This is a genomic window from Parapedobacter sp. 2B3 (assembly GCF_041925275.1).
Classification (GTDB): Bacteria; Bacteroidota; Bacteroidia; order Sphingobacteriales; family Sphingobacteriaceae; genus Parapedobacter; species Parapedobacter pyrenivorans_A.
This window is the reverse complement of sequence record NZ_JBHEUZ010000002.1, coordinates 223,243-239,408: the sequence shown is the minus strand read 5'-3', so window position 1 is coordinate 239,408 and position 16,166 is coordinate 223,243. Positions and strand designations below refer to the sequence as shown.

Here is a 16,166-nt window from a genome sequence, read left to right as displayed (position 1 = left end):
GCAAAGGTAGGATTTTTTTTGCTTGTTTGCGGTTTTGCTATTTGCTATTTGCTTACTGCCGGACGTCATTTGTTTTTTGCTTTTTTGCTTACTGCTTTTTGCGAATTTGCTGTTTGCTGTTCCGACAAGACGTCATTTCATCAGCTCACGAGCAGCGGGTGATGGCGCCTTTGCTATTTGCTTGCGTTGCAGCGAAAACTGGGCCAAAGTTGCTTTTTGCGTTTTTGCTTACTGCTTTTTGCGAATTTGCTTTTGTGCTATTTGCTTTTTTGCCGTTTGCCTTCCTGCTAGACGTCAGCTAAGGTCACGTGCAGCGGGTAGTGGCGCCTTTGTTTTGCTTCAGTCTATTCGAATCTTCCTCGAACTTTTAATCGTGCTAACACTTCGACTACCATGAATAACATTTAAAACTTCGATCCTCTCTGTGGTAATTCGATATATGACCAAGTAATTGCCATGAATAAGATTTCGGTAGATTTTTCCCTTTGTGCGCAGGAATCGACATTCGGGATGCATAAGGTATTCAGTAGATAATTGATAGATACGATTATTAGTTCTTCAATATATGGCGTACACCTCCGTAGCTAATTGCCGCGATTGTTGCCAAACTTCTAATCGCTCGAAATAGTATTGGTGCATGATTTTTGCTTTTTGCCTTGCGCGGTTTGCCTTTTTTGCTAATTTGCTTTTCTGCCTTTTGCTAATTTGCGGTTTACGGTTTGCTTTTCCGATCAGACGTCGCTTTCCTACTGTTTGCTGTTTGCCCACTGTTTTTTGCTTGCGTTGCGGCAAAACTGGGCAAAAGCTTTTTTTCAACGTCCTGTACGATTCATATGTATCCGCCCCAAATAAACTGGGGGAACCTGTTGACGGGTTCACGGCCGATTACGTAGCTTTTAGTAATGCCGAGATTGGTGGCTAGCGCAGCGACTTGCCTGGCATCGTCGGGCGCAGCCGTTTCCTTTACTTCAAGAGCATATTCCTTATCGAGGACGAAGTCGATTTCTCTGCCGTTCTTCAACTGGTAATAGGCCAGCTCGCCGCGATGTAACAATTGGTTAAATACGGCGTTTTCAAATTTGCTGCCGCTGCTCAGCTCGGCAACGGACGAAGCGATACCATTGTCGAGGAAATAAAGTTTTCGTGCCTTGGTAATTTCCCGGTCGGGGCTAGCAGATAGCACCGGTATGGTACGTATTAAATAGCTGTTTTCCAGTAAATAAAGATAGTTCTCTACCGTAGGCCGTGAAATACCGGCAATACTGGTCAACTTGGAGATATCCAAACGCGTGCCTACACGTACAGAAAGCAATTTGATCAACCGATACAGATTTGCCGGATTGCGGATTTCGGAAAGTGTGCTGATATCAAAATTGATGTACGAACTTAGGATTTCATGTATCAGGTCTTTTTTGTCTTCAACGATAGGTTCCAACACCACCTCTGGGAATCCGCCGTAATTGATGTAATCAGCGTAATATGAGCGTAATCGTTGATACGTTGCATCTACAAAGTGTGTGGTTTCTTCTAACGGCAGCCTCGGCAAGGATACGCCGTTGAAATCCAATAGCTCCCGGAAGCTGAGTGGGTAGACTTCAAAGATTTTTTTTCTACCTGCCAATGATTCCGAAAAAAGATTTTTGATGTAGAATGAACTGGAACCCGTTACCACAAACTTGATACCATATGTATCATAAAGGTATTTAAGCACACTCGGCAGATTGGGCACCAACTGAATTTCGTCTATAGCCACAATGGCGGGCTGGCTAAAATCAGCACCCTGCTGGACAAGCGCGTGCACGATATTATCGTAATTTTGTTCGGCGAAAAGCAGCCGATTGTCCATCCGCTCCATGTCGAAGTAATATTGTTGCCTGATGGGCGATTCTGACAGTAATTGCTTGACTAACGTCGTTTTCCCCGTGCGGCGCATGCCTGTCAAAACGGTAATCTGTTTTTTTGGTAAGTGGGCCTTTAGTAACGTATATATTGTTCTATTATAGAATTGCATTACTTTTTTATAAGTGACTGTTCAAAAATAGTAATTATTTTTTTAACATACAGATTCAAATATACGTTTTTTTAGGTAGGTTTCGGTTTGCTTTTTTGCCTTTTGCGAATTTGCTTTTTTGCTGTTTGCTATTCTGCCGTTTGCTTTTTGCTTACTGCTTTTTGCCTTCGTGCTTTTTGCTTTTCCGGCTAGACGTCATTTCGGCTCACGTGCAGCGGACTGTGCTGCCTTTTGGGCTGGAGCCATGCTTAAGAGAATTTACGGGAACCGCTTATATATATCCTTTCGGGGCAACAAACGAGATAGGACGACGGTCCCCTCTTCTGAATATAATCCTAAACGATAATCGTCAATACGGATCCGGTAGCAGTTTTTATAACCTCTCAATTTCTTGACATGAGGAATCTCCCTCAAATCAGTAGCTTGGTCAATAGACTTGATTACACCGGCCAACGCTTTCAATATTTGAGTAGGGCCTTTTTCACATCTCGCTCGAAAGATTTGTCTATCGAGTAAATCATTCAACAGCTTTAGTGAGCCAAGATTCAAACGCTTGCTGCTCCTGCTCACTAAGCCGGCCTTCGGCTTTTCCAGCAATGATAGCGCGACCTAGTGAGCTGTCGATTTCTTCTTCAGTTGGTTCCAACTCCGTAACCTTAAACTGAAGTGCCTCCGCCATTTCTAATAGCAGCCGGTAATGTTTGTTCTGAACGTTTTCTAAAACCAGCTTCATAAGAGCAAAATTAATTATTTTTTTGCTTTTCTGCCTTTTGCTTAACTGCTGTTTGCGAATTTGCTATTGTGCTATTTGCTTTTCCGGATAGACGTCACTTTCTTGCTGTTTGCTTTTCTGCGAATTTGCTATTTGCCTTTTTGCTATTTGCGAATTTGCTATTTGCCGTTTGCTTTTCTGCCTTGCTGATTTTTGCTTTGCGCTGTCCGGATTACACCCGCTCGAATTTATACGGATACACCTTGCCGGCAGCCCACTGGGCTACATACAGGTTCTCGTCGCGGTCTACACATACATCGTGCGGATGCACGAACAATGGGGTATGTTGTGCCATTGGCTGGAGCTGGTCGCCCACATACACCGGAGCGGTGCCACCGATGTTGCTTACCACCCGGTTCCGTTCGTCCAGAATGGTGACGAAGCCGCTTCCTGCGGTATCCATATTGGGCGACCGCAATACAGCGGCATAGAGGTGGGTGCCGTGGATGACGGGCCTGCATACGCACGCACCGGGCAACCGGATGATTTCCGTCAGCTCGCCTGCCAGCGTAAACCGCTTGAAGCATTGGCGTGGCCGGTCGGTAACCAGTAAGGTGGGGGTAGCGGTACGGTGGTCGATACACACGCCGTGGGCGGTCTCGAAATGTTCGTCGCCCTCGCCCTTGCCGCCGAACCAGCTTTTCAGCTTGCCCTCGGCGCTGTAGATAAATACGTACTGCCGTCCATAGCCATCGGCCACGTAGATATCGCCATTGGGGGCCACGGCCGTTTCGGTGGGCACGAACGACTCGGCTTTGTCGTAAAGCCCCGACTCAAGGGGGGCATCCAGGGTGAGCAACACCTTGCCATCCATCGTGGTTTTGTATACCTGATGTTTGGCGGTATCGGTGATCAGCAGAAATTCATCACGCCCTTCGCCGGCCAGCGTAAGCCCGTGCGCACCGGGGAAATCGTGCCCCCAACTGGTGAGCAGCTTGCCGTCGGTACTGTAAACCAATACGTTGTTGCGCGTTTCGTTGGTGAGCAGCAAAATCCGCCCACGGCGGTCTTGCACCATCTCGTGGCAATCGTTCACCGGGTATTTGCTGCTATCCAGCACGCCCCAGCCTTTTACCTGCTTATATTTCTGCTCGTTATGGCCGTATATCGGCTCCGGTGCGCCAAATGCGCGGATAGCGTGGGTGGAGGCCAGCAGGGTGGCCGTGGCAGCGGTAGATTGGGCGATGAATTTCCTTCTGTTCATTTAATTTAGTGAATAATGGATAGTGGCCCAAAGATATAAAATTATCCGAATCTAGGACGAACGTTACTCTACTGTTACCGACTTGGCCAGGTTGCGCGGCTTATCCACATCCAACCCGCGCGCCACGCCGATGTAGTACGATAACAGTTGCAGCGGGATGACGGAAAGCAGCGGCGCAATCACCTCATGTGCCTGCGGCACCACCATCACCGCCTGGGCAAGGCCGGCCACCGAGTGGTCGCCTTCGGATACCACGGCCAGCACATTGCCCTTGCGCGCATGGATTTCCTGGATGTTGCTCACGATCTTCTCGTGGTAGGCATCGCGCGTGGCCACAAACACCACCGGCAGCTGGTCGTCTACCAGCGCAATGGGCCCGTGTTTCATCTCCGCCGCCGGGTACCCTTCGGCATGGATGTACGAGATTTCCTTCAACTTCAGGGCCCCTTCCAGTGCGATGGGGAAGTTGTACCCTCGGCCCAAGAACAGGAAGCTCTGTGCATGTTGGTATCGCTGGGCGATGTCTTTGATATTGTCTAGCTGGTGCTGGATGATCCATTCCACCTTGGCCGGCACCTCGTCCAGCTCGGTCAGCAACGTGCGGAACAGCTCGTTGGAGATGGTACCGCGAATGGCCGCCAGTTTCAGCGCTATGAGCTGCAGCACCGCCAGCTGGGCGGTGAACGCCTTGGTGCTGGCTACGCCAATTTCGGGCCCTGCATGGGTATATGCACCCGCATCGGTGATCCGCGCGATGGAGGAACCCACCACGTTGACGATGCCGAAGATGGTGGCTCCCTGCTGCTTAGCGTTTTCGAGCGCCACCAGCGTATCCGCCGTTTCGCCGCTTTGCGAAATGGCCAGGATCACATCTTTCGAAGACACGATGGGGTTGCGGTAGCGGTACTCCGACGCATACTCCACCTCCACGTTGAGGCGGCAAAGCTCCTCGATGAGGTACTCGCCCAGCAACCCGGCGTGCCAGCTCGTGCCGCAGGCCACGATGACGATGCGGTGGGCCTCGCGCAGCTTATCGGCAATGCGGTCCAGCCCGCTCAGCGTGATCGCCCCCTCCTCAGCATAGAGCCTGCCCCGCAGCGAATCGCGGATGGTCTGCGGCTGCTCGTGGATCTCTTTCAGCATGAAATGCTCGAAATTGCCCTTCTCGATGGCGGCCAGCTCGAGGTCGAGCTTCTGCACGAAGGGCGTGATGCGCTCGTTGCCCAGGTTTTTCAGGATCAGCTCATCGGGCCTTACGATGGCCAGTTCATAATCATTGATATACACCACCTCTTTGGTATAGGCCAGCATGGGGGAGGCATCGGAGCCCAGGAAATGTTCGTCCTTGCCCACACCGATCACCAGCGGGCTCCCCTTGCGGGCGGCGACGATGGTTTCGGGTTGGTCGGTCTCGATGAGGAGGATGACGTACGCCCCGGACACCCGTTTGAGCGCTATCCGCACGGCTTCTTCCAACGAACATTCGTTGTTCTGCTTGATGTCTTCGATGAAGTTGAGCAGCACTTCCGAGTCGGTATCGCTGCTGAACGCATAGCCCTTTTTGAGCAACTCCTCTTTGAGCTGCGCATAGTTTTCGATGATGCCGTTGTGGATCATCGCAATGCGGCCCGATTTGGAGAGGTGCGGGTGTGCGTTGCGGTCGGACGGCTCGCCGTGGGTAGCCCAGCGCGTATGGCCAATGCCGGTGGTGGCCATGGTGGGCGCATCGGCGGCAAATGCTTCCAGCGCAGCCACCATGCCCTGCTTCTTGTATACAGCCAAGTGGTTGCCGGTATGCAGGGCCACGCCGGCGCTATCATAACCCCGGTACTCCAGTTTCTTCAGTCCGTCAATCAGGATGGGATAGGCTTGCTTACGGCCTGTATAACCAACGATTCCACACATAGCGTTCTATTATTTATGCTTTCCAATAAATCAACGCCGGCAAAAATAGTGTTTTTATCTCTAAACAATCGGTTGCGTAGGGAGAATTGCGAAAACCCACGTATTTAAAAGAAAAGGGACAGCAGGTATACTGCACCAATTGCTACGCACCCCATGATGAATGTGGCGGCCGTATATACCCGCAACATCGTGCCCATACCGACACCGGAAAATCGCGAAATCACCCAAAAATAGGAATCGTTGGCATGCGATACCATCATGGATCCGGCACCCATGGCGAGCACAGCGAACACGCGCCCCATTTCATTGTCAAGCCCCAATGACGGGAGCACTGGAAGCACCATGGTGGCCGCCGTGATGATGGCTACCGACGAGGAGCCCTGGGCCGTTTTGAGTACTGCCGCGACCAAGAAGGGGAAGAAAATACCCATACTGCCTACCGTACCGTTACCCGCCAGATACTGGGCGATATTCGTCTGGGCGATCAACGCTCCGAATGCGCCCCCGGCACCGATGATCAACAGGATGTCGCCGGCCTTTTCGATGGCGCCGCGTAGCAGTGCGTTGAAATCCGCTTTCTTCCAATCGCGTTTGCTGATAAGGGCCAGCAGGATCCCGATGCCCAAGGCAGCTTCCGGAATGCCTAAAGCGTAGACAATGCGCAACGGGAGGAATGTTCCGTTGGGCGGGCTGAATGAGCGGATACTGATGAGCAGGATCGGGACAGCAACAGGAAGCACGGACAGCAATAGGGAAGGAAGCCTTCCGGGTAACGGGTGAGCTGCCCGCTCTTCAGCCTGTTGCTCGGCTGCCGGCAGCCTGCTCACCACGAAGCGCGCCCACAGCAATCCACAGAAAGCGGTGGGAATGGCCACCAGCATGCCGTATAGGATAACATGGCCGAAATCGGCTCCCAAGGTTCCTGTGGCTGCTGCCGCGCCGGGGTGGGGCGGTACGAGGCAATGGACGGCATACAGCCCTGCGGCAAGCGAGGTGGCCATGAGCGCCATCGCCGTTCCGGTTTGGCGGGCAAGCCCGCGGTTCAGTCCGCTCAGTACGATATAACCCGAATCGCAGAAAATCGGCAATCCCACCACATAGCCAGTCAAATTCATGGCGTGGGCTGCCCGGTGTCTGCCCGTGAGGCGCAGGATGTTCGAAGCAAGGACCACGGTAGCGCCAGTGTGTTCCAGGATGATGCCCAGGGTAGTCCCAAAAACAATGATCAGCGCCAGAGAGCCGATGATATTGCCGAATCCTGCCTTGCTGATTGATATGACCTCTCCCAGGGGCATGCCAACCCCCAACCCCACCACCAGGCAGGCCAGTAGCAGTGCAAAAAATGCATGTACCTTTAACCGGGTGGTCAACAATACGATAACCCCCACACTGGCCAACAGAGCCAAAAGGCTATGGATAAGCGATACTTCTATCATCCGACAAACACATAAAATGCAGGTGATTCTGCTGGTTTAAAAACTAACCGATTCAAGTTCTTCAAACTCTAGGTCCACCAATTCGTATTGTTCCCAATCATGGAAGTCAAAATGCCACCATTCATCTGCATATACGGAAAACCCGTGGTTAGCCATAGCCTTGATCAGCAGTTCCCTGTTCCGCAGCACTTCCTCGGGCAGATCGCTGAACCCCACATGGGCTCTGGTCGTAAACTCGTCGAACGGGGTGGGCATAGCCAGCTCCTCTCCGGTGGATTTATCAATTAGCGTAAGGTCCACCGCGCAGCCGCGGTTGTGTTTCGAACCCGTATAGGGCGAAGCTGCGAATGTAGAATCCAGCACGTGTTCATAAAACTCCACAGTGACGCGGTAGGGCCGGTACGCATCCCATATCTTCAGCCCATAGCCCATCTCTGCCAATTCGGCCTGCACCGCCCGCAACGCCTCCGCGGCCGGTTTGCGCAGGTAGGCGCCGGGGCTTTTATATACGGGTGTCCCCATGAAATTTTCGGCCGTGGCATACACCACATCAAATGCCGCATCGGGCAGGTAAGCACGGAGGTCAACCAGCTCCCGGTCCGGGTGCTGCGCCACCTGCCGGCGGTATTCTTCCACGGTCGACACCGTGGATGCACCATACTTCTGCTGGTAGGCCTCTTTAGGCGTGGACGGCGCGCACGAACAAACCGCCAGGAATACAGCGGCAACAAGCGGTTGCAACACGTAGAATTTCAGCGTAATCATGTGTTCAGATTTGAATGGTTAATAAATAATACAGCACACTAATCGGTATCTGCCGCATAGCGGAACCGCTGCCGGGCATCGATCTCCCAGCTGTCCGCCACCATGCCGCCTTGCACCACGTTGAAGGCGTCGTACAGGTTCACCGTTGGGCAGATATGGTACGGGATGCCGTAAAGCACGTCGCCCAGGCCGATCCCATGCCCCGCGGGCGCCTGCAGCACCAGGTGCTCCTCGCTCTGGCGCAGGGCAAGGAGCCCCGGCGCGTTCAGGAAATGCACCCGCCGCTCAATGGCATTTTCCGCTCCCACCGCCTTGTGGCCCAGGTCCACGCAGATCGTCTCCGGACCCGGTAGGGAGATCACCCGGGTGAAGAGCACCGCCGCGGGAAGGAATGCCTGGTCGGGGCAGTCAACCGCGTAGCCATGGTCCCACAGCACGAACGTGCCGGGACTGCACTGCACCTCGGCCATCTCCGCGTAATACGGGAACGACGGGGAGCCGCCGATGATAATTTCCGGCCGGGGGAAGCCCTGCCCGGAAAGCCGCTCCACCAGCGCAGCCAACGGGCGGAAGTTCGTCTCGCATTGCTGCCGCAGCCTCTCCGGGTCCGGCTCGCGCACCTGCCCATCATAGGCATGCAGGCCCGCCGCACGCAGCCCCGCAAGGGAGTGGCAATGCACGTAAAGCGCTTCGGCTTCTGCACCCATCGGGATACCCGTACGGCCCATACCGATGTCAAGGTCGAGGTACACGTCCACGGAGGCATGCCGAGAAACGGCAGCCGCAGATAGCCGGTCGGCAACGGAACGGTGGTCCACGATGGCCGAAAACCGGCTGCCGGGAAACTGCGCCGAAAGCTGCAGAAAGGCGTCCACCCGCGGGCCGAGCAGCGGGTAGGCCACCAGCACATCCGGCGCCCCACAACGCCCGAGCATTGCCGCCTCGGCCAGCGTGGCGCATTTGTAGCGGGTGATGCCCGACGCCAGCTGAAACCGGGTGATGGCTGACGACTTATGGGTTTTCACGTGCGGCCGCAGGCGCTGGGCATCGCCCACCATACCGGTGGCCATGTCTATGTTATGTTTTACCCGGTCGGGATACACCAACAGGGCTGGCGAATCGATTTCCTGCGCGTTGCCCACTTCGTACCAGGATCCGTCGGTAGTTGTGCTTTTCACTATATCCATAATTGTTCTTCCTAGCTGTTTGCTGTATTCCAGTCTTCCCTTTCCCCTCCCGTCTCATCCGCCGGCCGTGATGGCCATGCAGTCGATCTCTACCAGCACGCCTTTGGGGAGCTCCCGGGCGGCGATGGTGGTCCGCGCAGGCGGGGCCTCGGTGAAGAAGGTCTGGTACACCGCGTTCATCTCCTGGAACAGCGCCATATCGGCCAAGAAACAGGTGGTCTTCACCACGTCGGCCAGCGTGCAGCCGGCTGCGACCAGCACATGCCGCATGTTCTCCAGCGACTGCCGCGTCTGGGCGGCGATGCCCGCTGGGACCGAGCCGTCGGCGGCATCAACCGGTAGCTGGCCGGAAAGGAATACCAGGTTGCCATGCCGGATGGCCTGGCTGTAGGGCCCGATAGCGGCGGGCGCCTCTTTGCTTGCTATGACTTGTTTCATCGTTTTGTATGGTTGTTTTCTTCTTTAAATCTGGTAAAGGCCATTCCGGACACCCCACCGTTGCTGACCGTAAAGCCCGTCACCCGGCCACGGCGGTCGCGCGTGAATTCCATCTCGTTGAAGATCCAGTAGGTGCCTTTGAACCGGTCGGCCGCCGTGGGAAGCAGCCGGACATCGGAAATCCGCTTGTGGCCCAGGTATAGCAAACCATCGCGCTCCGTGATGCGGTATTCGGTCTGTATCTCCGGGTTGTAGTATACCCCCGTGTAATCCGAGGCGGGGGCCTCCGGCTCGTATGCATCCGTGCCGTAGGGCCGCGCCGGGCCCTGCGGCGAGCGGGTGGCGGGCGCATCGGCAGGCAGGTCCAGCAGAATATCGGCCGTGCGCCGCGCCAGCTCGACCGTATTGCACGAGGCCAGGTTGCTCAGCACGATGATACCTACGTCCTGGTCGGGGAAATAAAGCATGAACGAGCGGTAGCCCGCGTCCACCCCGGAATGGTCGATCACCGGAAGTCCTTTGTAGCTGCCCACCGCGACCCCCAGCGCGTAGTTCAGCGGCGTGCCGTCATTGAGCTTCCCGGGTGTGGTCATCAACTCGTATATCCGGGCATTGCCAACGTGATGGTGGCGGTAATTGGGCATCCATTTCACGAAGTCGTGCACGGTGGTGAACAGGCTCGTGGCACCCGAATTGGCGAAGCTGAGCACACTCTTCTTCACCGTACCCGAGCGGTCGTCGTAGGAGTAGGCACGCTCCGGAAGGATCTCCTCGTGGTCATCGTAGAAGAACGTCCGCCGCATGCCCAGCGGCTCAAAGACTTCGGCCGTGGTCCACTCCCGCAAGGTCTTCCCCGTTACCCGGCGCACGATTTCGGCCGCCAGCGTGTAGTTGGAATTGGAGTACCGGTAAGCCGTACCCGGCGGGAAGTTAAGCGCCTCCTGGCTGAAGATCAGTCCCAGCAGCTGCTCCTGCGTGATTACGTCGTCCATGCGCCAGCCCGCAAGGGCGGCCACCACCCATTGGTCTCGGATGCCGCTGGTGTGGTTCAGCATCTGACGGATAGTAATCGGGGCGGGGGTCCTCAGCTCGGGCAGGTAAACGTGGATATCGTCATCCAGCGACAGCTCGCCGGCGTCGTGGAGCGCCGCCACCGCATAGCCGGCAAACTGCTTGGACACCGAGGCGATGTGGAACGGCGTATGCGGCGAGACCGGAATGCCGTACTCCAAGTTCGCCAAACCGAAGCCGCGTGCGAACAGCATCGCCCCATCCTTCACAATGCCAACGGCGACCCCGGCTGAACCACCTGTGGCATACGGCCGGAAAAGCCGGTCGATCCGGTCGAGCTTCTTCCCGCCCCCGTCGGTCTGGCGGGCGGTCAGCATATAGGCCCCCGCATCGTTGGTCTGCTCGTACGGCACACGGCGCTCACCATCCCACACGAAGGCGTTGGCATCCAGCCCCGTCCGGATGGCATAGCCGGGCTGCGGCGTCAGCCGGATCCGATAAGTGCCCCCTTCGGTCACATCAAACCCGAGCCGCTCCGTGGCGTCCACATGCCGCTGGTGGTCGCCAGCGGCAAGCACCGTGCCGTCGGGCGCCGAGACGGTAACCCCCAGGTTGATGCCCCGCTGGGCCAATTCGATATCCACGTGGCGGCCCGCTTCTGCATCCAGCGCATAAACATGTTCCTCGTCGTGCTGGATGGGCCGCGACACGGACTGGTCGAAATCAAGCGCTGGAGCCGGCTGGGCCGAAGCGCCCGCAACCAAGCAGGTCATCAGGAAGGAAGATAACCAGCTATTGAACAAAAATGAGTGGTTAAAAATCATATTGTATCATCATTTACTATCAACTGCCGCTTCTTACCGTCAATAACCCGGATTCTGGTCCAGATTCGGATTGGAATCCCGCTGGCTCTGCGGAATCGGGAAAATCCTCCTTGTTTCATCTTTTGGCGCTTTTTCATACCATGCATCGCCGTAGGTGCCAAAACGGATCATATCGTGCCTGCGGATACCTTCTGCGAACAACTCACGCCCCCGTTCGTCATAGATGTTCTTTTCGGTTAACGACGTATAAGGGTCTACGCCCGCCCGCTCCCTTACGGAATTGACGAGATCCAATGCATAGCCTGATTCCTGGCCCAACCGCCACAACATCTCGGCCTCTAAAAGAACAAAATCGGTGTAGCGGAAGATGGCAAAATCATTATTCATGTCAATCCGGCTGCCCTTCTCGTACTCATATTTTGCCAATCTCGCCCCATCCTGGCGCAACCAGAACAACCCGTTTTTGGACGTTGGATGCGGTGTGAACACGATGATTGCTCCGTCTGGATCTTCCGGTTCGAACGCGTTATCGATCAAGGGTTCGCCGCTGCTGCTGAATTGCTGACCAACCAGGAAATTCCCCCTGATTTTGGGATTTCCGGGTACCCCTTTCCTGCGGTCTTTATCCTCATAGGTGTCATAAAAGTCGCCAACAACCGCCCAACCATTCCACGGCTGATAGGCCAGGTCATAGGTATCGCGATTGGCATAATGCAGTGAGATCACCCCCAAGATATTTCCCCGGGCGTGGGTTTCATCGTATGGAATGGCAAAAATGAACTCGGAGGTTCCCTCGGTGTCAGCAGCGAAATTTTCAAAGTAATCCGCTGTCATGCTAAACACACGCGATCCGGTGATCTCCCGGCAAGCTGCCAGGCAATCTGCCCATCGTGCCTCACCGATATATTCCTCCGAATTCGCGTATAATTTCGCTAAGGTGGCTTGCGCTGCATAATAGTTCATTCGGCCATATGTTGCAGCAACATTCTTTGAGAGTCCGCTCAACGACGCGATAAGCTCACTTTCCACGAATTCATAAACTTCCCTACGCGAAGCCCGAGAAGGAAAGGGTTCATTATCCAGGAAATCCGTGATGAGCGGCACCCCCCCATACAGGTCCATCAGATGGAAATAATAGAAGGCCCTGAAGGCCCTCAGCTCCGGCAGAAACGCCAGTGCCTCTTCTGTTCCGATTTCTTCCAATTGATACATGACGCGGTTACACGAATTTACGCCAAAATACAACATGTTCCAATTGATGCGGATATAAGGTTCCGTAGGCAACCACTCATGGCGGTGGAACCGTTGCCAGTGGCCATTCTCAAACCAATCGGTCCCTTTGGTCGGGATAACCATCTCGTCTGAGGGGCCCTCATTGAATGACCATATGCTCTCGTTGCCCAGGTAGCTGTATAGGTTCGTATAAATGCTACCGATCGATGTGACGACCTGTTCGTCGGTCAGGAAAAAATTATTGGCGGTCACCTCACTAAACACCTTTTCTTCCAGATCGCATCCGGAGAACAGTAATGCGCCAGTGAGTAAAATCCCTATTTTCAGATTATTCGTTTTCATCGTGAGCGGTTTTAAAATTTAGCATTGAATCCTAGTGTAAACGTTCTGGAGGTAAACCACGTGTTCCTCCGATCGATTCCGGGCGCGAGTACGTTTCCACCGTCGGCATACCTCACCTCCGGGTCAACACCGGTGTAGTTGGTAATAGTGAAGAGGTTCTGGCCGTTCGCATACAGCCGGATCGCTTTCAGCAATTTCTGTTTCGGCAAATTGAAGTGATAGCCGATATCGACATTCTGCAGCCTGAAGAACGACGCGTCCTCTACGTGATAATCCGAATAGATTGCCCGATCCGTGAGTTCGGGCATGAAATATTTGGTTTTTATAACGTTATAGGAAGCCGACACCGATTTCGCTTCATAGAAAGCACGGAAAGAATTAATCAAGTCATGACCGAAAGAGCCCCGGAAGAACGCATTCATATCAAATCTACCGAATCGGAAAGCGTTGTTAAATCCGATCTCGTAATCCGGAAGGCCATTGCCGATAACCACCTCGTCGTTGGTGTTGATGACGCCGTCATCGTTCTGATCCTTGAAACGCCACGTACCATCCTCATTGACCCCGTCAAACTGCCATCCGATAAACTGACCGAGCTCAGCTCCTTCCTCCACCCGGATCAGCGGGATGTTCTGCCCCGGGGCACCCATGATGGCCAGCTTCTGCACCCCATTGTCGCCAAACGATGCGCCTTTTCCGGAAAGGGTTATCAATTTGGTGTGGTAGGTCGAGAAGGTGAATGTAGGCGTATACGTGCTATTCCTACCGATATCTACCTGGTAGTTGAGCGTTACCTCTACGCCGGAGTTTTTGATTTCGCCTACGTTCAGCCATTTATCCTGATAAAGGTTCGGCGGTACCGACACCGGCAAATTGAAAATACCATCGATCGTACGCCGGTCGTAGTAGTCGAGCGTACCGGTCAACCTGCTATCGAACAGGGCGAAATCCACGCCGAAATCCAGCTCTTCTTTTTTCTCCCATTTCAAATCAGGGTTCGGATTGCTTGAAGGCTGAAAAGCGGGGATAAACGCTCCATTATAGTAGAAGTTGTTTCCAGTTCCAAACCGTAGTAGTGAAAGGTAGTTGCCCGACGGAAGCGCCCCGGTAATCCCGTAACTCGCCCTGACCTTCAGCTGACCTATCACCGGATTATCCAGCAGCTGCGCTAAATCCACTCCCGCACCCACGCCGGGGAAATTACCCCATTGGTTATTCCGTCCGAATTTTGTGGAACCCTCACGTCGGTAACTTGCGTTGAGGAAATAGATATCCTTATAATTCAGGCTTGCCCGCACGAAGCCGCCGATCAGCTTAGACGCATCCTTATAGCTTCCCACATTCCCGATTCCCCGTTTAAAATCCTGGGACAGGCCCAGGTTATTATACAGCAATTCGTCGGTAATAAAATCGCCGCCGCTGGCATTGAAACTCTCGCCCGAAAACGCCTGATTCGAATATCCGCCGATGGCATCCAGGATGAAGTCGCCAAAACGCCGGTTATAAGACAGTGTCGTTTCGAACAGCTTCGATTCATTGTCTGTAATCCGTCTGGAAGCGATCCCATTTGATGCGTATCCGTTAAAATAGCTATCACTTCGATAATAAGACCCATCGAGCCAGCCGATATCCTCGCGTGAATAACGCGCACCGATTTTCAATCCGCTAACGATCTCGAAATCGGCATCGATATTTACCAGATACGCCTTCCTTTCCTGATCGATCACGTTTTGCTTCAAGACGGATACCGGATTGTAGTAACCAAATAGAATCTCTTGCCAATAACCGCCGAAACGTGGTGCTTCAGGTCCGCCGTATATGGGCGCAGTGGGATTATAGGTCGTGGCGAATTCGAAAGCAGCATCATTTCCCTTCTGCTCCTTCCGGATTTGGCTGGTCAGGTTCAGCGCCACCCGCAGCCGATCGTCCATGGCCCGGTGGTTCACATTCACCCGGCCGATTACCTGGTCAAATCCGGTGGTTATCGCGATTCCTTGCACATCTCTATAGTTGAGGGATGCCCGGTAACTCGTTTTTCCGGTTCCGCCGCCCAATGAAAGGTTATGCACGTTGGTAGTGGCCCTCCGCGTGATCTCATCAAACCAATCCGTCTCACTGCCATGATCTGTCCCCCCTACCTCAACGAACTCGGCCGCGGACATCACCGGCGGCGTACGCGCAACGTTTTCAAAGCTACCGTATGCATTATATTCCACCTGCAGTTGACCGGCGTTTCCGCTTTTGGTCGTCACCAATATCACACCGCTCGATCCACGGGTGCCATAAATCGCCGCAGCCGATCCATCCTTTAAAATATCCATGGATTCAATGTCACTTGGATCAATGGTCAGCAAGGAGACGCCCGGAACCCCGTCTACGACGATTAAAGGCCCCGTATTAGCCCCAAATGTAGACAACCCTCTCAACCGAATGGTAAAACCGGCATTTGGATTTGCCCCCGGATTGGTAATGCTCAGACCGGCCACCTTACCTTGCAGTAACTGGGCGGGGTTTGTGATATTTCCTGTATTGAAATCTTCGGCCCGTATACTGGCTACCGCCCCGGTGAGTTCCTTCCGCCGTTGGGTGCCATAACCGATCACCACTACTTCATTTAAGTGGGAGGCATCAGGCAATAGCGTGATACGGAGGTTGGTCTGCCCGTTAAGCGTGATTTCCTGCAACGCGTACCCCACATATGAAATGACTAAGGTAGCTTCCATGTCCTGTACGTTTAACGAAAAGTAGCCGGCCGAATCGGTTTTCGCTCCGTTTGCAGTTCCTTTTTCCGAAACGCTAGTACCGGCCAATGGTACGCCGCTTTCATCAACCACGGTACCCGTTATCATGCGTTGATGGGTGTGTTCTGTTAGCGGCGGCATCATGACGGTTTCCGCTTCGACCGCCGATGATATCGCTGAACGTGCATTTGCACTGAGTTGGATGTGCAAGGCGAGGATGGAAAAGACAATTTTACATGTCCATTCCATCATGTTTGGTTTTTTCATAATTTTGGAGAATTAATAATTTTTAGTTTT

General features: G+C 53.9%; 12 protein-coding genes. All 12 read right to left on the bottom strand.

Going from position 1 to position 16,166, the window contains the following annotated elements:
* Window positions 1-339 precede the first annotated feature (339 nt).
* Window positions 340-516, bottom strand: coding sequence for a type II toxin-antitoxin system RelE/ParE family toxin (locus ACEVG1_RS03385; protein WP_374742150.1), 177 nt, complete (start codon window positions 514-516; stop codon window positions 340-342).
* Between the two features lie 313 nt (window positions 517-829).
* The gene (locus ACEVG1_RS03380; protein ID WP_374742149.1) at window positions 830-2,011 is read right to left on the bottom strand and encodes an ATP-binding protein; all 1,182 of its coding nucleotides are present in this window, start codon (window positions 2,009-2,011) and stop codon (window positions 830-832) included.
* 517 nt (window positions 2,012-2,528) lie between these two features.
* Complete coding sequence (locus ACEVG1_RS03375; protein WP_374742148.1) at window positions 2,529-2,744, bottom strand: hypothetical protein; 216 nt, start codon at window positions 2,742-2,744, stop codon at window positions 2,529-2,531.
* 211 nt (window positions 2,745-2,955) lie between these two features.
* Entirely contained in the window at window positions 2,956-3,987 is a 1,032-nt protein-coding gene (locus ACEVG1_RS03370; RefSeq protein WP_374742147.1) for a hypothetical protein, read from the bottom strand.
* A 63-nt stretch (window positions 3,988-4,050) separates the two neighbouring features.
* Window positions 4,051-5,892: a glutamine--fructose-6-phosphate transaminase (isomerizing) gene (glmS, locus tag ACEVG1_RS03365; protein WP_374742146.1), complete on the bottom strand. Its 1,842-nt coding sequence runs from the start codon at window positions 5,890-5,892 to the stop codon at window positions 4,051-4,053.
* A gap of 104 nt (window positions 5,893-5,996) precedes the next feature.
* On the bottom strand, window positions 5,997-7,328 hold the full coding sequence (locus ACEVG1_RS03360; RefSeq protein ID WP_374742145.1) for a GntP family permease: 1,332 nt from the start codon (window positions 7,326-7,328) through the stop codon (window positions 5,997-5,999).
* Between the two features lie 36 nt (window positions 7,329-7,364).
* On the bottom strand, window positions 7,365-8,093 hold the full coding sequence (locus tag ACEVG1_RS03355) for a M15 family metallopeptidase (RefSeq protein ID WP_374742144.1): 729 nt from the start codon (window positions 8,091-8,093) through the stop codon (window positions 7,365-7,367).
* Between the two features lie 38 nt (window positions 8,094-8,131).
* Window positions 8,132-9,280, bottom strand: a complete 1,149-nt coding sequence (locus tag ACEVG1_RS03350) for a D-TA family PLP-dependent enzyme (protein ID WP_374742143.1) — start codon at window positions 9,278-9,280, stop codon at window positions 8,132-8,134.
* 54 nt (window positions 9,281-9,334) lie between these two features.
* Window positions 9,335-9,718 (bottom strand): Rid family detoxifying hydrolase, encoded by a 384-nt coding sequence (locus ACEVG1_RS03345; protein WP_374742142.1) that lies wholly within the window; start codon window positions 9,716-9,718, stop codon window positions 9,335-9,337.
* Window positions 9,715-11,553 (bottom strand): serine hydrolase, encoded by a 1,839-nt coding sequence (locus ACEVG1_RS03340; protein ID WP_374742141.1) that lies wholly within the window; start codon window positions 11,551-11,553, stop codon window positions 9,715-9,717. Before ACEVG1_RS03340 ends, ACEVG1_RS03345 begins: the two co-directional genes overlap by 4 nt.
* Before the next feature lie 39 nt (window positions 11,554-11,592).
* Entirely contained in the window at window positions 11,593-13,128 is a 1,536-nt protein-coding gene (locus ACEVG1_RS03335; RefSeq protein WP_374742140.1) for a RagB/SusD family nutrient uptake outer membrane protein, read from the bottom strand.
* Between the two features lie 11 nt (window positions 13,129-13,139).
* Entirely contained in the window at window positions 13,140-16,136 is a 2,997-nt protein-coding gene (locus ACEVG1_RS03330; protein WP_374742139.1) for a SusC/RagA family TonB-linked outer membrane protein, read from the bottom strand.
* Between the last annotated feature and the right edge of the window lie 30 nt (window positions 16,137-16,166).